18 protein-coding genes are annotated in these 18,231 nt (G+C 70.2%); 12 read left to right on the top strand and 6 right to left on the bottom strand.

Going from position 1 to position 18,231, the window contains the following annotated elements:
- Positions 1 to 18 precede the first annotated feature (18 nt).
- Both ACYVGQ_RS13045 and ACYVGQ_RS13040 read right to left on the bottom strand, forming a co-directional pair.
- Entirely contained in the window at positions 19 to 1,176 is a 1,158-nt protein-coding gene (locus tag ACYVGQ_RS13045; RefSeq protein ID WP_460785071.1) for an amidohydrolase family protein, read from the bottom strand.
- Positions 1,173 to 2,384, bottom strand: coding sequence for an aminotransferase-like domain-containing protein (locus tag ACYVGQ_RS13040; RefSeq protein WP_460785070.1), 1,212 nt, complete (start codon positions 2,382 to 2,384; stop codon positions 1,173 to 1,175). Before ACYVGQ_RS13040 ends, ACYVGQ_RS13045 begins: the two co-directional genes overlap by 4 nt.
- A 93-nt stretch (positions 2,385 to 2,477) precedes the next feature.
- Here ACYVGQ_RS13040 and ACYVGQ_RS13035 point away from each other — a divergent pair, with 93 nt between their 5' ends.
- Both ACYVGQ_RS13035 and ACYVGQ_RS13030 read left to right on the top strand, forming a co-directional pair.
- Positions 2,478 to 3,710 carry an MFS transporter gene (locus ACYVGQ_RS13035; RefSeq protein ID WP_460785069.1) on the top strand — a complete coding sequence of 411 codons (1,233 nt, stop codon included), beginning with the start codon at positions 2,478 to 2,480 and terminating at the stop codon, positions 3,708 to 3,710.
- A gap of 79 nt (positions 3,711 to 3,789) precedes the next feature.
- Complete coding sequence (locus ACYVGQ_RS13030; RefSeq protein WP_460785068.1) at positions 3,790 to 4,341, top strand: Lrp/AsnC family transcriptional regulator; 552 nt, start codon at positions 3,790 to 3,792, stop codon at positions 4,339 to 4,341.
- An 87-nt stretch (positions 4,342 to 4,428) separates the two neighbouring features.
- Here the strand turns inward: ACYVGQ_RS13030 and ACYVGQ_RS13025 are convergent, their stop codons facing one another.
- Positions 4,429 to 5,349 carry an amidohydrolase family protein gene (locus ACYVGQ_RS13025; RefSeq protein WP_460785067.1) on the bottom strand — a complete coding sequence of 307 codons (921 nt, stop codon included), beginning with the start codon at positions 5,347 to 5,349 and terminating at the stop codon, positions 4,429 to 4,431.
- A gap of 159 nt (positions 5,350 to 5,508) precedes the next feature.
- Here ACYVGQ_RS13025 and ACYVGQ_RS13020 point away from each other — a divergent pair, with 159 nt between their 5' ends.
- Genes ACYVGQ_RS13020 through ACYVGQ_RS12990 form a run of 7 tightly spaced genes read left to right on the top strand, consistent with a single transcriptional unit; the run spans position 5,509 to position 11,746 of the window.
- Positions 5,509 to 6,435, top strand: coding sequence for a transporter substrate-binding domain-containing protein (locus ACYVGQ_RS13020; RefSeq protein WP_460785066.1), 927 nt, complete (start codon positions 5,509 to 5,511; stop codon positions 6,433 to 6,435).
- Positions 6,436 to 6,478: 43 nt separating this feature from the next.
- Positions 6,479 to 7,414 (top strand): amino acid ABC transporter permease, encoded by a 936-nt coding sequence (locus tag ACYVGQ_RS13015; RefSeq protein ID WP_460785065.1) that lies wholly within the window; start codon positions 6,479 to 6,481, stop codon positions 7,412 to 7,414.
- A complete protein-coding gene (locus tag ACYVGQ_RS13010; protein WP_460785064.1) occupies positions 7,411 to 8,190 on the top strand; it encodes an amino acid ABC transporter ATP-binding protein in 780 nt (259 codons plus the stop codon). Before ACYVGQ_RS13015 ends, ACYVGQ_RS13010 begins: the two co-directional genes overlap by 4 nt.
- The gene (locus ACYVGQ_RS13005; protein ID WP_460785063.1) at positions 8,187 to 8,903 is read left to right on the top strand and encodes an RraA family protein; all 717 of its coding nucleotides are present in this window, start codon (positions 8,187 to 8,189) and stop codon (positions 8,901 to 8,903) included. Before ACYVGQ_RS13010 ends, ACYVGQ_RS13005 begins: the two co-directional genes overlap by 4 nt.
- Positions 8,900 to 9,634: an HpcH/HpaI aldolase family protein gene (locus ACYVGQ_RS13000; RefSeq protein WP_460785062.1), complete on the top strand. Its 735-nt coding sequence runs from the start codon at positions 8,900 to 8,902 to the stop codon at positions 9,632 to 9,634. Before ACYVGQ_RS13005 ends, ACYVGQ_RS13000 begins: the two co-directional genes overlap by 4 nt.
- Positions 9,634 to 10,956 carry a M20/M25/M40 family metallo-hydrolase gene (locus ACYVGQ_RS12995; RefSeq protein WP_460785461.1) on the top strand — a complete coding sequence of 441 codons (1,323 nt, stop codon included), beginning with the start codon at positions 9,634 to 9,636 and terminating at the stop codon, positions 10,954 to 10,956. Before ACYVGQ_RS13000 ends, ACYVGQ_RS12995 begins: the two co-directional genes overlap by 1 nt.
- A gap of 22 nt (positions 10,957 to 10,978) precedes the next feature.
- Positions 10,979 to 11,746: an HpcH/HpaI aldolase family protein gene (locus ACYVGQ_RS12990; RefSeq protein WP_460785061.1), complete on the top strand. Its 768-nt coding sequence runs from the start codon at positions 10,979 to 10,981 to the stop codon at positions 11,744 to 11,746.
- A gap of 37 nt (positions 11,747 to 11,783) precedes the next feature.
- Here ACYVGQ_RS12990 and ACYVGQ_RS12985 read toward each other — a convergent pair whose 3' ends face one another.
- The gene (locus ACYVGQ_RS12985) at positions 11,784 to 12,770 is read right to left on the bottom strand and encodes a glycerophosphodiester phosphodiesterase family protein (RefSeq protein ID WP_460785060.1); all 987 of its coding nucleotides are present in this window, start codon (positions 12,768 to 12,770) and stop codon (positions 11,784 to 11,786) included.
- An 87-nt stretch (positions 12,771 to 12,857) separates the two neighbouring features.
- Here ACYVGQ_RS12985 and ACYVGQ_RS12980 point away from each other — a divergent pair, with 87 nt between their 5' ends.
- Together ACYVGQ_RS12980 and ACYVGQ_RS12975 are read left to right on the top strand one after the other, a co-directional pair.
- On the top strand, positions 12,858 to 13,769 hold the full coding sequence (locus ACYVGQ_RS12980; protein WP_460785059.1) for a Bax inhibitor-1/YccA family protein: 912 nt from the start codon (positions 12,858 to 12,860) through the stop codon (positions 13,767 to 13,769).
- A 122-nt stretch (positions 13,770 to 13,891) separates the two neighbouring features.
- Positions 13,892 to 14,164, top strand: coding sequence for a GlsB/YeaQ/YmgE family stress response membrane protein (locus ACYVGQ_RS12975; protein WP_460785057.1), 273 nt, complete (start codon positions 13,892 to 13,894; stop codon positions 14,162 to 14,164).
- Here ACYVGQ_RS12975 and ACYVGQ_RS12970 read toward each other — a convergent pair.
- A complete protein-coding gene (locus ACYVGQ_RS12970; RefSeq protein ID WP_460785056.1) occupies positions 14,130 to 15,437 on the bottom strand; it encodes an RNA polymerase sigma factor in 1,308 nt (435 codons plus the stop codon). The genes ACYVGQ_RS12975 and ACYVGQ_RS12970 overlap by 35 nt on opposite strands.
- Position 15,438: 1 nt before the next feature.
- Positions 15,439 to 15,864, bottom strand: a complete 426-nt coding sequence (locus ACYVGQ_RS12965; protein WP_460785055.1) for a YciI family protein — start codon at positions 15,862 to 15,864, stop codon at positions 15,439 to 15,441.
- 222 nt (positions 15,865 to 16,086) lie between these two features.
- Here ACYVGQ_RS12965 and ACYVGQ_RS12960 point away from each other — a divergent pair, with 222 nt between their 5' ends.
- Positions 16,087 to 18,105 carry a TPM domain-containing protein gene (locus tag ACYVGQ_RS12960; RefSeq protein WP_460785054.1) on the top strand — a complete coding sequence of 673 codons (2,019 nt, stop codon included), beginning with the start codon at positions 16,087 to 16,089 and terminating at the stop codon, positions 18,103 to 18,105.
- The last annotated feature ends 126 nt before the right edge of the window (positions 18,106 to 18,231 follow it).

Below are 18,231 nucleotides of genomic sequence, written 5' to 3'. Positions count from 1 at the left end.
AGGCGCGATCGGTCCGGTTCAGCGCGCCGTCGGGAAGGCCCTGCCATAGAGGGTCTCGGCGTTGCGCCAGGCGACGAGCTCCCCGACGCGCACAGCCTCGGCGAGCGGCCAGCCGTGCACGGTCATGTAGTCGGAGAGCACCCGGGCGGTGGCGTCGCGCCAGAGCCTCGCCCCGAGCTGCACGAGCTCGGGGAGGCCCCACGCATCGCTCGAGAAGAGCACCTTGCCGAACGGCGCCAGGTCGAGGGTCTCCCGCACGACGCTGTCGGCGTTGGCGCCCAGGTAGTTGATCGACAGCCCCGCGTCGAGGAAGACATGCGGATAGATCTGCGCGAGGAAGCCGGCCTCGCGCAGATAGGGGTAGCAGTGCAGGAAGACGATGCGGCCCCCCGTGCGCTGCGTAGCCGCGACGAGCGGCTGCATCACGGCGGGGTTGGCCGTCTCGAGGCGCAGATTGGTGTTCCCGAAGCCCGCGTGCACCTGCAGCACGTCGCCGCGTTCGAGCGCCCACCAGACGAGGTGGCGCACGATCACCGCGTCCGCCAGCCGGGCGGGCCGGCCGGGCTCGCCCAGGGCGAACCACGCGTCCGCCGCGGCGGCGACCTCTGCATCGGTCGGCTTCGCCGCCTCGAGGTCGAGACCCGTGCGATAGGCGGCGACGGTCTTCCAGCCCACCGCGCCCTCGCCAGCCATCTCGAGCGCCGGATGCAGGCGCTCGAGGAAATCCGCGCCCGACGACGATGCGGCCATGACCGCCTCGGCCGTCGTCTCGAGACGGATGATCGCCTCCGCGCGCGCGCCGCCCGCGAGCTCCATCATCCGCTCGACCGGCAGGAGCGCTTCGGGGTTGAAACCGCCGTCAATGAGGTACGTGGTGATGCCGGAGTCCTGCAGCAGACGACGGGTGGCCTCCTCGAAGCCGAGGGACTCGCGCTCTCGGAGGTAGTCGTCGGCCGTCGCGAAGGGCTCGAGGCCGAGCAGGGGCGCGCAGTAGCGGCGCACGGCGAAGCCGATCTGGGTGTCGAACGTGCCCTGACGGCCGATCGGATGGTCGGCCTCGGTGAGCGCGCCGAGCAGGTCGGCTTCGGCGAGCGGGGCGCGCAGCACGCTGTGCACGTGATGGTCGACGAGCGGCAGGGCGTCGATGGCGGCGGCGAGTTCGGGGAGGACGGTCATGCGCTGAGCTCCTGGGGGGTGTCGAGGACGCGGTGCAGTTCGAGGCCGAGCCGTGAGATGCCCTCGACGATCTGCTCCTCGGTGGCACTGGAGAAGTTGACCCTGGCGTGGTTCGGTCGCGGATCCGTGGCGAAGAAGGTCGCCCCCGGCACGTAGGCGACCTTCGCGATCGGCACGGCGACCTCGGCCATGAACCGTGCCGAGTCGAAGCCGTCGGGGAACGTCAGCCAGGTGAAGAGACCGCCGGACGGATAGGTGCGTTCGACGGTCTCGGGGAACGTCTCGTCGATCGTCCGGATCATGAGGTCGCGCTTGACCCGGTACGCGTCGCGCAGCCGCTCGACGTGCGCGTCGAGATCGTGGTCCTCCAGATAGGCGGCGGCCGCCGCCATCGCCAGCGTGCCCGACTGGGTGTCGGCGGCGAGCTTGAGCAGGCCGAGCTTCTCGCGCACGGTCGACGAGGCGGTCAGCCAGCCGAGCCTCAGCCCGGGGGCGAGGATCTTCGAGAAGCTGCTGAGATGTACGACACGGCCCTCGGTGTCGAGACTGCGCAGAGTGGGCGGCTGCTCGCCCTCGAAGCGGAGCTCGCGGTAGGGGCTGTCCTCGAGCACGAGCACGTCGTACTCGTTGGCGAGGTCGATGAGTCGGCGGCGGCGCTCGAGACTCATCGTCACGCCCGTCGGGTTGTGGAAGTCGGGCACCGTGTAGATGAGCTTCGCGCGCGGATTGTCTCGTAGCACCTGTTCGAGGTGCTCGGTGTCCATGCCCTCGCCGTCGATGCGCACGGCGGCGTGATCGGGCTCGAAGGGCGCGAACGCGATGAGCGCCCCGAGGAACGTGGGATTCTCCACGATGACCGTGTCGCCCGCATCGATGAGCAGTTTGGCGACGAGGTCGAGTCCCTGCTGGCCGCCGCTGAGCACGAGCACGTCATCGGCTCCCGTGGGGGTCCCGGCTGCGCTCATCCGCTCGGCGATCTGCGTACGCAGCCGGGGAAGCCCGTCGGACGCCGTGTACTGCAGGCTGTCGGCGCGTCCGGGGCGCAGGAGGCCGTCGAGCGCCGCGCGCAGATCGTCGACCGGGAACATCCGCTGATCGGGATAGCCGCCGCCGAACGAGATGAGCCCGGGATCGGCGCCGTGCTTGAGCAGCTCGCGGATGGCGGAGGGACGCACTCGCTCCATCCGACGGGCGAAGGACATGGGCATAGAAACGGAGACCTTTCGAAGTTCGGCTCAAGCTCTCGACTAGTTTAGAATATGAGAAAAATAGCACGATTCTGCTTTCCTAGTGAGGAACTCATGGCACCGGACCCGAATTCCACGCTCGGACGCACTGCCGCGTCGACGCAGGCGGCGCTCGTCGCCGTCTCCTTCGCCGCACTGCTCGCCGGTACCAACGCGGTCAATCCGCTGCTGCCCGTCTACCGCGATCTGCTCGATCTCGAGCCGATCCTGCTCTCGCTGACCTTCGTCAGCTATGTGACGGTGCTGGTCTTCGTACTGCTGCTGCTCGCCCGGCCGCGCTTCGCACGCCGCGCTGCGCCGCTGCTGCTCACGGGCATGGCGATCGCGATCGGCTCCGATCTGCTGCTCGCCCACGCCGCGGAATGGTCCCTCCTGCTCGGCCGTGCCGTCGCCGGCGTCGCCGGCGGCCTGGCCACCGGCGCAGCGGCCGCTCTCGTCGTCGCCGCGATCGGCGCCCAGGGCCGGGCCCTCGCAGCCACGGGAAACCTCGTCGGCGCCGTCCTCGGCACGGCCGCCTCTCAATTCATCGTCACCCGTCTTGCGGACGCCTCCCCTCAGGCCGTCGCCCTCGGCCATGCGACGATCGTCACGGCCCTGCTCCTCGCGACGGCCATAGTGCTATGGCTGCGGCGCGCGATCAACCGGTCGGCGCTCGACCGCGTCGTGGACGACGTCGCCTCCGTCCGGATCGATGCGCACGCGGTGCGGATGCTCGCCACCGGCTGCGTCGGCTGGGTCGGCGTGAGCGTGGCGATCGTCTTCGGCGCCACGATCTTCGCCGATCTCGACCAGCCGATCGTGCGCGCCGCAGGCCCCGCCCTGCTGCTCGGCGCCAGCGCCGTCGCCCAGCTGATGAGCCCGGGGATCGCCCGCATCGCCCCCTGGGCCAGCGGCCTGCTCGCCATGGCGGTCGGAGCGGCCGGCGTGATCGGCGGCGCCGCGCTGCGCATCGACGCCCTGGCTCTGCCCGGCTTCGCACTGCTCGGCGTCGGCATCGGACTCTCCTACCGGGCGGGGCTCGTCACGCTGACCCGCGGCGCGGCGCCCGCCCGGCACGGCGCGCTCTCCTCGCTCTACGCGGCCGTCACCTATGCGGCCGCCGCACTCGTCGTGCTGTCGGTCGGCTGGGTCGGCAACGCGACCGGCGTCGTCCCGGCGGCGCTCGGCGCCCTCGCCCTCACCGGAGTCCTGGCCCTTGCGACGCTGCTCTGGGCGCCGCGGCTGCGGGACACCGTCGATCACACCGCTCGCGCAGTCCGACGGGGGTCGGAAACACGATTGTGGTAGGTTTCACTCTCGCCCGGCCTTCCATTCGAAGGCGAGAGGGTCGTTCGAGCCGAGCCGCCACATCCGAGGGGATGCACTGATGACCGAAGATGCCACGTCACCGCTCAAGAGCATCGTCGATCGCATCCGCCCCTCGGAGCCGGAGGTCGAGCTCGATGCCATCGACGCGCAGCTGCTCATCGAGCTCTCGCGCGACGCGCGCGTCGCGCAGCGGCATCTCGCCGAGGTGCTCGGCATGTCCTCCCCCGCCGTCGCCGACCGCATCGCACGACTCAAGGCGAAGGGCGTCATCCGGGGCTTCAGCGTCGACATCGACTGGGAGGTGCTCGGCTACTCCACCGTCGCCTACCTCTCGATCGACCGGGCCGTGGAACAGGACCAGGGCGCCGTCTTCGATGCGCTGCTCGGAGTGCGCGGGGTCGAGGAGATCAGCGTCATCACGGGCGGATCGGACATGGTGGTGAAGATACGCGCACACGGATTCGACGACCTGCGTCGCATCCTCACCGGGGAGATCTGGGCGATCCCCGGCGTGCAGCAGACCGAGACCTCGATCGTCATCGTCCGCGAGGAGCCCGAGGGAGTCGCCGAGCGGATGCTGGCGGCGCTCGCCGGCGCCGGAGAGCACTAGGCCCTCCGGGCGGAGGTCCGGCATCGGCGTCGCCTCGAGGACGCGGCGGACGAGGTCGTCCGCCGATCGCGAAGCGGCGGCTGCGCGTCAGAACCCGAAGCGGTAGAGCCGGTTCGCGGTGTCGAACAGGATGGCACGCTGCTCCTCGGCAGACCGCTCGTCGAGCAGGGCCCGGTACGCTTCGAGGTAGTCGGCGTAGCTCCATCCGACGAGCGCGCCGACCGGGAAGTCGCTGCCCCACAGGACGCGCTCGGCGCCGAACTCCTCGACGATCGGCAGCACGAAGGGGCGCATCGCCTCGACCGACTTCTCCTCGGGGTAGGCGGCCGCGGCGGAGAGCTTCATCATGACGTTGGGCGATGCCGCCATGGTGCCGATCGCGGCGCGCCAGCGCGCGAGGCCGGCGGCGTCCTGCTCGATGGGGCTGCCGATGTGGTTCACCACGATCGTCAGGGCGGGGAAGTCGCGGGCGAGCTCGGCGACGTTCTCGGCCTGCTGCGGGTAGAGCAGCAGCTCGAGGTGCAGATCGTGCTCGAGCAGCGTGGCGATCGCCGCCCGCCAGGCCTCGCCACGGGTGATGTCGGCCTCGGCAGCCATCCGGCGGTCGGGGTTCGGCGTCCACGCGATCACCTGCCGCACGCCGCGCATGCGCTCGAACGACGCCTGCTCCCGCAGGATCTCCGTCGTGTCCTCACGACCGAAGACGATGCCGCCGACATAGCGGGAGGCGAAGTCCCCTCCGTCGAGGGTCTCCAGCCAGCGAGTCTCCTCGACGGGGCTCGCCGCGGCATCCCAGAGCGCCTCGACGTGCACAGAGCCGATGACGCCGGTGCCCGCGATGTCGGAGCGATAGTGCTCGAGCAGGTAGTCCTTGCCCTTCAGCCGGTCGAGTCGCCCGGGAGGGCCGAAGCCCCCGGACGGCTGCAGCCAGGGGTGCTTGCCCATGGACAGGTCCCAGAGGTGGGTGTGGGCGTCGATGATCGGACCCTCGTAGCGCTGTTCAGACACAGGACACCTCTCTCGAAGTAAGGTTTTTGAAACGGATTGTTTAGTAAAGTTAGGTTTCAGGTACGTTTATGTTACACGAAGGAAACATGAACCTGTCTACAGTGAGGGTTGCATCATCCCCAACCACCCGAGCTCCACAGCCCTGAAGGAGGAGGCCGCATGGCCACTCGCACCACTCTCGTCCGCACCGCCGTCGCCGGCGTCGCCACCCTCTCGCTGCTCACCCTCGCCGCCTGCTCCCCGAGCACCGCCGAGCCGAGCGCGGAGGAGTCCGGGCCCGCCTCGGACATCCCCATGCCCGAGTTCAGCCAGGAACTGCAGGATCTGTTCCCTGCCGACGTCATCGAGTCGGGCGTCGTGCGCGCCGCGACCATCACCCTGCCGCCCTATTCCTACAAGGACACCGACGGCACCACCGACACCGGCCTCATCTGGGACGCCATAGACGCATTCGAGACGGCGACCGGCCTCGACTTCGACGTGGAGCTCGTGCCCACGATCTCCGACGTCTTCACCGGCTTCGAGAGCGACCGCTTCGATCTCAATCTCTCGCCGCTGTCGGACATCCCGGCGACGCAGGAGAACTACGACTTCGCCAACTGGATCGCCGAGTACGTGGTGTTCATCCAGCCGAAGACGGCGGAGGACACCGTCGACTCGCTCATCACGGCCTGCGGCCACACCATCGCGACCCTTCAGGGCGGCACCGCGCAGACCGTGCTCGAGGAGGCCCAGGCCGACTGCGACGAGCCGATCGACATCGCGCTCTTCGCCGACCAGGACAGCGCCATCCTGGCGGTTCAGTCGGGCCGTGCCGACGCCGCGTTCTCCTCGCAGATCCCACTGACCTACTACACGCAGCGAGACGACACCCTCGTCCTCTCCGGGGCGAACAGCACCGACAACGGCTTCCCTCCCTTCTGGGTCGGCGCGTCGGCGCCCAAGGGCAGCGACCTGATCGACCCGATGCTGGCCGTCTTCGACTACCTGCGCGAAGCCGGCACGTACGACGCGCTCCTCGCCAAGTACGGCATCGAGGGCAACGCGATGGACGAGTTCGGCATCAACATGGCGGACATGTCCTGACGGACTGACCGAGCACCCGCCCGAGAAGAGGAGGTATACCCAGATGAGCGCATCATCCGCACCGGTCGATGTGTCGACCGCCCGACGACGACAGCGGCCGGGGCAGTGGCTGGCCACGATCGCCGTCGGCCTGCTCGCCGCCGCCGTGCTGTGGATCTTCGGCAGCAACCCGACCGTCGAATGGCCGGTCATCGCGGGGTACCTCTTCTTCCCGGCGATCATGCAGGGCCTGTGGGTCACGATCTATCTGACCGTCGGCGCGATGGCCATCGGCATCGTGCTCGGGATACTGCTCGCGGCCGGCCGCATGTCGAGCAACAGGCTCGTGAGCAGTGTGAGCAACGTCTACGTCTGGTTCTTCCGCGGCACCCCGACGCTCGTGCAGCTGATCTTCTGGTACAACATCGCGATCTTCCTGCCGGTGATCGAGATCGGGCTCCCGGGCTCGGAGCCGTTCTTCACCGCCAGCACCAACGACCTCATCAGCCCGATCATGGCGGCCCTGCTGGGCCTCGGCCTCAACGAGGCCGCATACATGGGCGAGGTCGTGCGCGGCGGCCTCCTCGCCGTGCCGCACGGCCAGATCGAGGCCGCCCAGTCCGTCGGCCTCTCGAACCGCAAGAGCTTCCTGCAGATCGTGCTGCCGCAGGCCATGCGCGCGATCGTGCCGCCCACCGGCAACCAGATCATCATCATGCTCAAGGGAACCTCGCTCGTCTCCGTGATGGCCGTCGCCGACCTCTTCTACACGGCGCAGGGCATCTACGTGACGACCGGCAAGGTCATCCCGCTGCTCATCGTCGCCAGCATCTGGTACCTCGTGTGCACGACCGTCCTCTACTTCCTCCAGGGCCGCCTCGAGCAGCGCTTCGGCCGCGGCTTCAACCGGCGCGTCATGACGGGCGCCGCCTCGCCCACGCCCGCAGCGGCCGCAGCGCTCACCCCCTCCGAGACCGACACGGAAGGCACCGTACGATGACCGCGAACGCCCCCCTCCTGCGGGCCCACCGGGTCAGCAAGCACTTCGGGCACAACCTCGTGCTCGACGACGTCTCCCTCGACGTCGACCACGGCGAGACCGTCGTCCTCATCGGCCCCTCCGGCGCGGGGAAGTCGACGTTCCTGCGCACCCTCAACATGCTCGAGTCCATCGACAGCGGCTCGATCTACCTCGGCGACGAGCTCATGGGCTACGAGGTGCGCGACGGCCGCATCCTGCACCTGCCGCCCAGGGAGATCACCCGCCAGCGAGCCCGGCTGGGCATGGTCTTCCAGCAGTTCAACCTCTTCCCGCACATGACGGCCCTGGAGAACGTGGCGCACGCGCCAATCCACGTGCGCGGCGTCAGGCCGAAGGAGGCGCGCGCCGCGGCGACCGCGCTCCTCGAGCGGGTCGGCCTCGCCGACCGCGCCGGTCACTACCCCTTCGAGCTCTCCGGCGGCCAGCAGCAGCGCGTCGCCATCGCTCGGGCGCTCGCCGGCGCCCCCGAGATCCTGCTCTTCGACGAGCCGACGAGCGCACTGGACCCCGAGCTCGTCGAGGACGTGCTCGCCGTCATGCGCGAGCTCAGCGCCCAGGGGCAGACGATGATCATCGTCACCCATGAGATGGGATTCGCCCGTGACGTCGCGGACCGGGTCGTCTTCATGACCGAAGGGGCGATCCGCGTCGTCGGCACCCCCGACGAGGTGTTCGACGGCAGCGACAATCCGCGACTGCGCGCCTTCCTCTCGAGCGTGGGGGCGAAGGCATGAGCGTCGCCTCCGAGGTGCGCGTCCTCCCGGCGCCCGCCGTCGACGCCGATCTGATCGCGATCCTCCGCGGGCTCGATCTGCCGACCTTCGGCCACATCCTCGAGGAGGGATTCGCCCGGGGGATCCATCGCATCTCCGGAGCCGAGCGCCTCACCGTCGGCCGAGTGGTCACGGTGAAGCTCGTCGTCACCGACTCGCGCCTCGTCCACTACATGTCCATGCTCATCGAGCCCGGGGACTTCGTCGTCATCGACAACGGCCACAACACCACGCACGCGAGCGTGGGCGGCGGCGTCGCCGGCGCCTTCTCGGCGCGCGGCGCGGTGGGCGTGGCCGTGCAGGGCACCGTGACGGACGTCGTCGAGCTGCGCGAGAGCGGCATGGCGGTGTTCGCCGCCGGGCTCGCCCCGCTCACGACGCGCACCCAGCCGGATCGTCCCGTGCAGGGCGGCATCAACGTGCCCGTCACGATCGGCGGCGCGAGCGTGCGTCCCGGCATGATCGCCATGGCCGACGAGAACGGAGTGCTCTTCGCCGAGCCCGTCGTGCTCGAGCGACTCGTCGACCGCGTGCGCGGCATGATGGCCTGGGAGCCCCCGGCCATGGCGCGGGTACGCGCCGGAGAGACCACCCTGGCCGAGCTGATCCTCCCCGCGGAGGATCTCGAGGCCCTCGATGCGCTCGCGAGCGCCGGAAGGAGCGCGGCCGAGTGACCGCCGTCGAATTCGCTGCCTGGTTCAGCACCCCTCACGTGGCCGGGATCGAGATCGTCAGCCGCGCCGGATACGACACCGTCATCTTCGACGTCGAGCACGGCAACTTCGACCTCGCCGACCTCAACCGCACGATCCCGTTCGTGAAGGCCCTCGGGATGAGGATGCTCGTCAAGGTCGGGGCGCCCGAACGGGCGCCGATCCAGCAGGCGCTCGACTTCGGCGCCGACGGCGTGATCATCCCGCACATCCTCGACGTCGCCCAGGCCGCCGAGGTCTGCTCGCTCGCGAAGCTGCCCCCACTCGGCGACCGCAGCCTCGCCGGCGGCCGCACGATGGACTACGTCGGCTTCGACGCCGAATGGGCGCCGAGGCACAACCGCGAGACCCTCTGCCTGCCGATGATCGAGGATCCGGCGGCGCTCGACGACATCGAGGCGATCCTCGCACTCGACACCGTCGACGGCGTCTTCATCGGCCCGGGCGACCTGTTCGCGCGACGAGGAGGCGGCGGCTACGTCTTCGACGACTTCAGCGACCGGTCGATACGCCGCATCGCCCGAGCGGCGCGTGAAGCGGGCAAGCCGTGGATGATGCCCGCGTGGAGCGAGACCGAGCAGCGGCTCGCGATCGAGGAAGGGGCCCACACCATCGGCGTGCTGCAGGAGTTCACCGCGCTGCGGCTCGCATTCACCGGAGCCCTCGAAAGCGTTCGGAACCTGCTGCCGTGATGGCCGCGCCCCTGGAGCCGCAGCCGGCCGACGAGCACCTCAGCGCCGTCGTGCGGATCGCGCGCGACCTCATCCGCATCGACACGTCCAACTACGGAGGCGGCCGCTTCGAGCCGGAGTCGGTCGCGGCCGACTATGTCGAGGCGTTCCTCGACCGGATCGGCATCGCCTCGACGCGGTACGAGCGGATTCCGGGACGCACCAACCTCGTCGCCCGCTGGGCCGGCGTGGATCGCACGCTGCCGGCTCTCATGCTGCACGCGCACCTCGACGTCGTGCCCGCCGATCCCGCGACCTGGACATACCCGCCGTTCGCCGGCGTCATCGCCGACGGCATGCTCTGGGGCCGCGGCGCCGTCGACATGAAGAACTTCGCGGCGATGATCCTCGCCTCCGTCTCCCGCCTCGTCGAGGAGGGATACCGACCGGCGCGCGACGTGGTGCTCGTGTTCTTCGCCGACGAGGAGGGCGGCACCGACAACGGGTCCGACTGGATGGTCGACGCCCACCCCGAGGTCTTCGCCGGCGTCGAGACCGCCATCGGGGAAGGCGGCGGATACAGCGTCTCCGTCGAAGGCCAGCGCGCGTACCTCATGAACACCGGCGAGAAAGGCGTGCTCTGGCTCGAGCTGCTCGCCCGCGGCCAATCCGGGCACGGTTCGCTGCCCGCCGTCGACAATCCCGCTCTGAAGATCGCCGAGGCGGTGCGCAGGGTCGGCGAGATCGAATGGCCGCTCGTCATGAGCGACACGACCGCGGCGCTCCTGGAGCGGCTGCGCGAGCTCGGCGGCGCCGGCCCGGACGTGCCTCCGGAGGAGCTCGCCGACCTCGTCGGCCCGAGCGCCACGCGCATCCGCGCAGGACTTCGCGAGGTGTCGAACGTCACGAGGATCCAGGCCGGCTACAAGGAGAACGTCGTCCCGGAGAGCGCGACGGCCACGGTCGACCTGCGCTACATCCCCGGACGCGCCGAGGCGGCGATCGCGCATGTGCGGGAGGTCGTCGGGCCGGAGATCGAGATCCGTATGCTCCTCGAGCTGCCCGCCTTCGAGGCCCCCTTCTCCGGCCGGGTCGTCGACCAGCTGCAGCAGATCATCGCCGAGGCCGATCCGGGCGCGATCGTGCTGCCGCACCTGATCCCCGGTGGCACAGATGCGAAGCCCCTGCGCCGGATCGGCATCGACGGCTACGGGTTCATCCCGCTGCGCCTGCCCGCCGACTTCGCGTTCCCCCGCATGTTCCACGGCGTCGACGAACGGGTGCCGCTCGAGGCGCTGGAGTTCGGCGAGGACGTGCTCGTCCGCCTGCTGCGACGCAGCTGAGCAGTTGACCGGAAGGAAGACGATGATGCGGACGGACGGCGCCTGGTGCATGCTCGGGGAGTCGCTGACGACGGTTCAGCTGGCGCTCTCGGGCTTCGATTGGCTGTGCCTCGACGCCCAGCACGGCGCGTTCGACGACGCCGCGGTGGTGGCGACGATGCGCGCGCTCGCCCTGCTGCCCGCGCGGCCCCTCATCGCCGTCCGAGTGGCCGCGCTCTCCGACGCGATGATCGGGAGGGCACTCGACGCCGGTGCCGACATCGTCATCGTGCCGATGATCGAGACGGTCGAGCAGGCCGAGTCGGCGGTGCGCGCTGCGCACTACCCGCCGCTGGGCCGTCGCAGCTGGGGGCCGCTCTCCGGGCTCTGGGGCGAGGAGCCGCCGTCGGCGGATGACGCCGACGCCGAGCTGTGGGTCATGCTCGAGACGCGCGCCGGGCTCGACGCGGCCGAGGACATCCTCGCGGTGCGCGGCGTGTCGGGGGTGCTCGTGGGCCCGCTCGACCTGTCGCTCGCGCTCGGCACGACCCTGGCCGATCTTCTCGCCGCCGCCGATCCGGGCGACCCCCTGCCCCGGATCGCCGCGGCCGCGCGCGGTTCCGGTGTCCGCGCGGGAGCCTTCGCAGGCGACCCGATCCGGGGCGACAGGCTCGCCGAGCTCGGCTTCCGCACGGTCGCCGTCGCCACCGACGCGAGCGTCATCGCGCACGGAGCGTCTGCGATCCTCGGGGGCAGTGCGGCCGAGCCTCCCGGATCCGGCTACGCACCGCCGTCGACGCGGACCCGCTGACCGTCGCGGGAGCGAGACACCGCGGCACCCGGACGGATCATCCGCGGAAGAAGGCGACCCCGAGATCCGGGTGGTCGACGAAGACGCCGTCGACGCCGGTGCGCGCGATCACGTCCCACTCGGACTCGAAGTCGCCGAAGGCCGCCTTCCCGCCCTCGCCGCGATACTCCGGCGCGAGGAAGCCGTTCTCGGGACGGCACGTCCAGGTGAAGACGGCGAGACCTCGCGCATGGGCGTCGGCGACGATCGTGCTGCCCCTGTCCAGCAGCAGCTTCTTGCTCACGCTCACCCCGTCGACGGAGCCGACCAGACCGTCCAGCCCGCGCGGTGCGACGGTCGCCTTGTACGTCAGCGCCGCCTTGCCCTGCGCCCGTCGCAGATCATAGGGACGACCGGACGACTCGATGAGATAGACGTACAGGGCCGGGATCCTCGCAGTGCGCAGCTGTGCGAGGACCGTGGACTCGAAGGACTCGATCGTGAGCGGCAGCTCCCCCTTCGCCCATCCGGCCAGCCGCAGATCGCGTTCGATCAGCGGCACGAGATCGAGACCGGCATCCGCGAAATAGGTCGCGTGCTTGATCTCGAGCACCACGCCGATCTCGCGGCCGTGGTCGGCGGACCCGTTGCGGACGATGTCGAGGACGTCGATGAGGCGCAGGATCGGCTGGGTGTCATCGAAGCTGGCGCTGGAGGGTCGCAGCTGCGGCAGGCGCTCCCGCACGCGCAGGACGGACAGCTCCGCCCAGGTGAAGTCCTCGGTGAACCATCCGGTGAGCTCCTGCCCGTCCACGCGCTTGGTGGTGCGCCGGTCCGCGAACTCCGGATGCTCGGCGACGTCCGTCGTGCCGGAGATCTCGTTCTCGTGCCGGACCACCAGCACGCCGTCCTTCGTCGCCACCACATCCGGCTCGACCGCGTCCACGCCCATCGCGAGCGCGAGCTCGTACGCCGAGCGGCTGTGCTCAGGGCGATAGCCGCAGGCGCCGCGGTGTCCGATGATGAGCGGCGACTTCCTGGGCATGCTCTCAGCGTAGAACAGCACATCCTGCGAACGGGCCCGGTATCGTGGACACAAGCGATACGAGACCCCCTTTGGAGTGAGGCCACGATGAGCAACTTCGCATTCAACAATCCGGCGTTCCAGCAGCAGGATCCGCGGAACGTTGCGACGTATCCTGGCGCACCGCAGGCCGCCCAGGGCGCGCAGGCAGCGTCCTTCCAGCACGCGAGCATGGACGCCGCAGCCAACGCCCAGCTGGAGGGCATGTACGCCGCGCCCGCCGCCGGCGCCATCGAGACCGACCGCATGAGCGTCGAGGACACGGTCTGGAAGACGGCCGGCCTGTTCGGCATCCTCCTCGTGACCGCCGCCATCGGCTGGGTGTGGACCCTCGGCGGTCTGCGCGCCACGCCGTACACCGACGCCTCGCTCGTCCCCTGGATGCTCGGCGCGCTCGGCGGCTTCGTCCTCGCCATGGTCGTCACCTTCACGTCCCGCAAGAAGGTCCGCCCCGCGCTCATCTTCGCCTACGCGGCCTTCGAGGGCCTGTTCGTCGGCGGGATCTCGGCCTTCTTCGAGACCATCTGGCCCGGCGTCGTCATGCAGGCCACGCTCGCGACCGTGGCCGTCGTCGGCGTGACGCTCGCGCTCTTCGCGAGCGGCAAGATCCGCGCCTCCGCGAAGATGACCAAGATCGTCATGATCGCGATGTTCGGCTACCTGGCCTTCTCGGTGCTCAATCTCATCCTGATGTGGACGGGCGTCCTTCCCGCCGGTCAGGCCTTCGGCCTCTACAGCGCCGAGATCGCGGGAATCCCGCTCGGTCTCATCATCGGCATTCTCGTCGTCTTCATGGCCGCCTACTCGCTCGTGATGGACTTCGACCAGATCCAGCAGGGCGTCCGCAACGGCGCCCCGCGCAAATACGGATGGGTCGGCGCCTTCGGCATCATGGTCACGGTCGTCTGGCTCTACGTCGAGATCCTGCGCATCCTCGCGATCCTGCGCGGCAACGACTGACTCCGGCGCTCCGGCGAACGGCCCGTCTCCTCGGAGGCGGGCCGTTCGCTTTGTCAAGGGGCTGTCCGCGTTCATGCCGTTCCGCGCATGATGGGACATCGTCAACAGAAACGGAGCCCCCTATGAGCTTCCTCGGATTCCTCCTCCTCGGACTGATCGCCGGTGCGATCGCGAAGCTGATTCTGCCCGGGCGCCAGGGCGGCGGCTGGTTCGTGACCCTGCTCCTCGGCGTGGTCGGCGCGCTCCTGGGCGGCTGGCTGGGATCGGTCATCTTCGGCGTGGGCATCGACGGGTTCTTCGAGCTCAGCAGCTGGCTGCTCGCGATCGGCGGTGCGATCATCGTGCTGCTGATCTACGGCCTCATCGTGGGCCGGGGCCAGAAGGTCGACGACTAGCCTCGGCGGCCTTCGCCTCCAGCAGGGATCGTTCGCGGTCGTTGCCCGCCAGCCGGGCAGCGGCCGCGAACTCGTCTTGCGCCTCGTCCGATCGTCCCAGGCGCACGAGGAGCTCACCGCGCGTCGCCGGCAGCAGGTGGTAGCCCTTCAGCGCACCGGATGCCGCGATCCGGTCGACCTCTCGGAGCGCGGATGCCGGCCCTGTGGCCATCGCGATCGCGGCAGCGCGGTTGAGATCGACGACGGGCGAAGGGGCGATCCGGCCGAGCGCCTCGTAGAGCAGCACGATGCGCTCCCAGTCGGTGTCCTCCACGGACGACGCCACGGCATGGCACTCCGCGATGGCCGCCTGCAGCCCGTACGCGGTACGTCCTCCCCCGAGCGCGTCCGCGCGGGCCAGGGCGGCGCGTCCCGCCGCGATCCGGTCGCGGTCCCACCGACGCCGGTCCTGGTCGGCGAGGAGCACGGGATCGCCGTTCGCGTCCGTGCGCGCCGGGAAGCGGGCCGCGGTGAGCTCCATCAGCGCGACGAGGCTCAGCGGCTCCCGCGCACGAGGAAGGAGCGCGGCGAGCACCCTGGCGAGCCGGATCGCCTCGAAGCCGAGCTCCGGCCGCATCCAGTCGGGCCCGCTGGACGCCGCGTGCCCCTCGTTGAAGATCAGGTAGAGCACGCCGAGGACGGCTCCCAGCCGCTGCGGCCGCTCCTGCCTGGGCGGGACCTCGAAAGGCGCGTTCGCCGCGGCCAGCGTCCTCTTCGCGCGCACGATGCGCTGCTGCACGGTCGCGACCGGGATCATGAACGCCCTGGCGATCTGCTCGGTGGACAGGCCCCCGACGACGCGGAGCGTGAGCGCGACCTGACCCTCCCGGGAGAGAACAGGGTGACAGGAGATGAAGATCAGCCGGAGGACGTCGTCGCCGACGGCGTCCGGGTCCCAGGGATCGGCGGAGGCATCCGCCTGCTCCCGTTCCAGATCGTGGGTGATCGCCGCCACGCGCTCGCCGAGACGCTCCCTCCGCCGCCAGCCGTCGATCGCCCTGCGCCTGGCGACGGCGGTGAGCCATGCGGCGGGATTGCGGGGAACGCCCTCCTGCGGCCATTGTCGGAGCGCGTCCACGAGCGCCTCCTGCGCCAGGTCCTCGGCGAGGGGGAAGTCGCCGACCAGGCGGGTGAGCGTCGCGATGATCTTCGCCGACTCCATCCGCCAGACGGCGGCGAGGGTGCGCGCAGGGTCCGTCTCGGATCCTGCGCGCACCCTCGCCGCATCCGTCATGTCAGGCCTCGCCGGTCCACGCGGCGTCCTCGCGCCACTGCTTCTCCTTCTGGATCCACTCGTTGTCCTGCGGGAAGTCCTCGATCCCCGGGATCCGGCGGACCTCCAGCTTGTCCCCGGCGCCCAGCGGAGCACGCTTGGCCCACTCGACCGCCTCCTCCTGAGACGCGACGTCGAGGATCCAGAAGCCGTTGAACAGCTCCTTGGTCTCGCCGTAGGGGCCGTCCGTGACCAGCGGGGTCTCGCTGGAGAAGTCGACCACCACGCCCTCCTCGGCGGGCGCCAGGCCGTCGCCTCCTGCCAGCACGCCGGCCTTGATGAGCGACTCGTTGTACTTCCCCATGGCCTCGATGATCTCGGCGAAGTCGAGGTCGGCGGATGCCGCGAGAGCCTCATCCGTGGTGCGCATGATCAGCATGTACTTCATCGATTCGTCTCCTTGTTCCGGGCCGTCCTTCGACCCTCTCACTGAAGACGTCGAACGGAAAGGGCGCGAATCGACACGGCGTGCGAGATTCTTCCGGATTCTCTCATCGGCGCGACGAACGACGGACGACTCCGAGGATGGCGCCCCTCCGCGGAAGGCGATGACAGCCGAGCGCCGCGAGCTCGCATGCCATGATGGGCGGGAACCACAGGGGGGCACGATATGAGGAACTGGACACGACGTGCGGCTGCCGCAGGAGGGGCGGCGCTGCTCGGCGGACTCCTCGGCGGCCCCGGGATCGTCGCGAACGCCGAGACTCCGGACGACCTCGAGTCCGGCTACGTCAGCGACCTCTCCGGCGTGCTGAGCGCGGCGGAGGAGGCGAGTCTCGAGCAGCGTCTCGGCGAACTCGCGTCCGCGGACGGGCTGCCGGAGCTGTTCGTCGTCCTGGTCCCCGACTTCGAGGACCCCGCCAACGCGCTCGCCTGGGCGGACGAGACCGCGCAGCGCAGCAATCTCGCACCGGACCAATATCTCCTCGCGATCGCCACCGTGGGCCGCAGCCTCGCCATCTCGGCGGAGTACGGCGACGGCGGCGTCGCCGCCGGTCCGCTCTCCGAGGAGCGGATCCTCGAGATCGAGGACGCACTGGGAGCGGACTACCTCGCCGATGACGACTGGGCCGGCGGGATCGAGTACGTCGCCGACGAGTTCTCGACGACGCCATGGCCGTGGTGGGTATGGGTGCTCGGCATCGTCGGGCTCGCGCTGCTCGTCTTCCTCATCGTCCAGCTCGTGCTCTTCGTCCGGCGCCGCGTCGCGCTGGCCACGGAGCTCCGGACTCTGGAGGGCCAGAAGAAGCGCGCCGCACGGCTGCTGGTGCAGACCGATGAGGCGGTGCGCACGAGCGAGCAGGAGCTCGGCTTCGTCACCGCCGAGTTCGGCGAGGAGACCACCGCCGAGTTCGCCGCCGTGCTCGCCGAGTGCCGATCCCGTCTGCAGGAGGCGTTCCAGCTCCTCGAGAAGCTCCAGGATGCCGAGGAGGACACGCCTCAGGAGACCCGATCGTGGACCGACACGATCATCCGCCTCTGCGGACAGGTCGACGGCGATCTGGAAGGGCGCAGGCGCGAGCTGGCTTCGCTTCGGGCTCTGGCGGACAGCGCGGCGGAGACCCTGACCCGACTGCGGTCGGCGCGCGCGGACGCGGACGGGCTGCAGAAGGAGACCGCGGATCGCCTTGCTTCCCTCACCGCAGCCTTCGCCCCCGCCGATCTCATCGGGGTGTCCGGCAACGCCGAGGAGATCGGCCGCCGGCTGAGCGCGGCGGACGAGCAGCTCGCGGCGCTGCAGAAGGCGGTGCAGGCGCGCAGGCCGCGGGCCATCACGAAGGCCGTCCATGAGATCGAGCGGCTGCTCGCCGAGACGAAGGATCTGCACCACGCCGTCGGCGCGCAGGCGGACGCGCTCGCCGCGCGCTCTGCGACGCCACCAGCCGCGGACGGCGCCGCGGAGGCCGCCCCTCTGCTCGATCGCGCCACGGCCGCCGTACGCGCGGCCGAGGCCTCCGTGCAGGCCAGAGCCGGTCAGGTGAGCGCCTTCGCACTGAGCAGGCTGCATGCCGCTCAGCGAGAGCTGGCCCAGGCCGCGGAGGCGTCCGAGGAGGACGCCGAGCGGCAGGCGTCGGCGGCGCTCGCCAGTGCCGAGCAGGTGCAGAGCCTCATCGGCACGCCGGCGTCGTCGGTGAGCCGCCGGTTCAGCAGGTCCGCACCACCCGCCGAGAGCGGCGCCGTCATGTACGACCCGCCTTCGTCGGACGCGGGAGCACGCTCCGAGGGGCGGCGCTCATATGTCTACGAAGAGAACGAGGGCACCGGCGGCAAGGCCGTGTGGGGTGGGATCGGCGGGGGCGCCGTCGGGTTCTTCGGCGGCCTCGGCGTCGCCGATCAGCAACCGGGGCTCATCGTGCTCTTCGTCATCGGCGGAGTGGTGCTCGGCGCCCTCTCCGGCGCCTTCGGAGGAGAGGGCGGAGGCGGAGGCAGCTCCTCCGGATGGGGCGGCTCCTCGCGCTCGTCCTCCTGGGGCGGCTCCTCGCGCTCGTCCTCCTGGGGCGGCTCCTCGCGCTCGTCCTCCTGGGGCGGCTCCTCGCGCTCCTCCGGCAGCCGCTCCTCGGGATCGTCCGGGAGCAGGTCCTCCGGCGGGAGCAGGTCCTCCGGCCGTTCCGGCGGCCGACGCTTCTAGGACGCCCCTCCCACGGTGCACGGCGCAGGAGATGTGCGGCATCCTCGGATGTCTTCGCGGAGTCCTGCCGAAGATCGCGCACGCTTCTCCGGAGAACGAGGCCGGACACGAAGAAGGGCGCGGGCC

Source organism: Microbacterium tumbae (assembly GCF_054780175.1).
This window is presented reverse-complemented; position numbering and strand designations above follow the sequence as displayed.

Excerpts from the sequence above, each read along its gene's own strand:
- ACYVGQ_RS13045 (WP_460785071.1), bottom strand. The coding sequence starts at position 1,176 with ATGACCGTCCTCCCCGAACTCGCCGCCGCCATCGACGCCCTGCCGCTC.
- ACYVGQ_RS13040 (WP_460785070.1), bottom strand. The coding sequence starts at position 2,384 with ATGCCCATGTCCTTCGCCCGTCGGATGGAGCGAGTGCGTCCCTCCGCC.
- ACYVGQ_RS13035 (WP_460785069.1), top strand. The coding sequence starts at position 2,478 with ATGGCACCGGACCCGAATTCCACGCTCGGACGCACTGCCGCGTCGACG.
- ACYVGQ_RS13030 (WP_460785068.1), top strand. The coding sequence starts at position 3,790 with ATGACCGAAGATGCCACGTCACCGCTCAAGAGCATCGTCGATCGCATC.
- ACYVGQ_RS13020 (WP_460785066.1), top strand. The coding sequence starts at position 5,509 with ATGGCCACTCGCACCACTCTCGTCCGCACCGCCGTCGCCGGCGTCGCC.
- ACYVGQ_RS13015 (WP_460785065.1), top strand. The coding sequence starts at position 6,479 with ATGAGCGCATCATCCGCACCGGTCGATGTGTCGACCGCCCGACGACGA.
- ACYVGQ_RS13010 (WP_460785064.1), top strand. The coding sequence starts at position 7,411 with ATGACCGCGAACGCCCCCCTCCTGCGGGCCCACCGGGTCAGCAAGCAC.
- ACYVGQ_RS13005 (WP_460785063.1), top strand. The coding sequence starts at position 8,187 with ATGAGCGTCGCCTCCGAGGTGCGCGTCCTCCCGGCGCCCGCCGTCGAC.
- ACYVGQ_RS12995 (WP_460785461.1), top strand. The coding sequence starts at position 9,634 with ATGGCCGCGCCCCTGGAGCCGCAGCCGGCCGACGAGCACCTCAGCGCC.
- ACYVGQ_RS12990 (WP_460785061.1), top strand. The coding sequence starts at position 10,979 with ATGATGCGGACGGACGGCGCCTGGTGCATGCTCGGGGAGTCGCTGACG.
- ACYVGQ_RS12985 (WP_460785060.1), bottom strand. The coding sequence starts at position 12,770 with ATGCCCAGGAAGTCGCCGCTCATCATCGGACACCGCGGCGCCTGCGGC.
- ACYVGQ_RS12980 (WP_460785059.1), top strand. The coding sequence starts at position 12,858 with ATGAGCAACTTCGCATTCAACAATCCGGCGTTCCAGCAGCAGGATCCG.
- ACYVGQ_RS12975 (WP_460785057.1), top strand. The coding sequence starts at position 13,892 with ATGAGCTTCCTCGGATTCCTCCTCCTCGGACTGATCGCCGGTGCGATC.
- ACYVGQ_RS12970 (WP_460785056.1), bottom strand. The coding sequence starts at position 15,437 with ATGACGGATGCGGCGAGGGTGCGCGCAGGATCCGAGACGGACCCTGCG.
- ACYVGQ_RS12965 (WP_460785055.1), bottom strand. The coding sequence starts at position 15,864 with ATGAAGTACATGCTGATCATGCGCACCACGGATGAGGCTCTCGCGGCA.
- ACYVGQ_RS12960 (WP_460785054.1), top strand. The coding sequence starts at position 16,087 with ATGAGGAACTGGACACGACGTGCGGCTGCCGCAGGAGGGGCGGCGCTG.